Annotated in this window: 2 protein-coding genes; both read left to right on the forward strand. The window is 68.7% G+C overall.

Annotated elements, in window-relative coordinates:
• A partial coding sequence (locus AC1DZC_RS20040; protein ID WP_477044496.1) for an AAC(3) family N-acetyltransferase occupies positions 1-312 on the forward strand: 312 nt, incomplete at its 5' end.
• A partial coding sequence (locus tag AC1DZC_RS20045; RefSeq protein WP_477044497.1) for a hypothetical protein occupies positions 309-665 on the forward strand: 357 nt, incomplete at its 3' end. The genes AC1DZC_RS20040 and AC1DZC_RS20045, both read left to right, overlap by 4 nt.

Here is a 665-nt window from a genome sequence, read left to right on the forward strand (position 1 = left end):
CCCTGGGACACGATGACGCTGCTGCACCTTGCCGATCATCGCGCGCGCCTGCCGGGCAAGCGCGTCCTCCGTTATGAGGTGCCGTTCGCGACGCGCGGCGCGACCGAATGGCGGTTCATCGAGGAGTTCGATACCAGCGAGCCGGTTCTCGACGCGATCCCGGACAATTACATCGAACGGATCGTGGGGGATTTCGTCGCGGCCGGCGGCGGGCGACAGGGATTGGTGGGCCGGGCGCCGTCGTTGCTGGTCGATGCCGGCCCCGTCCTCACCCATGGCATCGCATGGCTCGAGCGGGGCGGCTGGACATGACGTCGCCCCTGCCGAGGGACGATCGACCAACTCTCTGGTCGATCGGCGTGGCGGTCGCGATGGTCGCGTCGCTTGCCCATGAAGTGTTGGGGCATGGGCTCGGCTGCCTCGCCGATGGCGGCTCGATCACGCTGGTGACGTTCCTCGTCTTTCGCTGCGCCGGTGCGGGCGTGCTGGGCGATGGCGCCGGGCCCTTTGGCGCGTTGCTGATCGCCGTGGTCGCGCTGGCGCTGTYCCGGCTCTCCCGGCCGAAGGTCTCGGCGTGGCGGCTGTTCCTGCTGACCCTGGGAATCCTCATCCTGTTCTGGGTCAGCGCACAGATGGTGCGCGAGGCGCTGGACCAGAGTGACGAC

Source organism: Cellulomonas sp. P2_B4 (assembly GCF_056404795.1).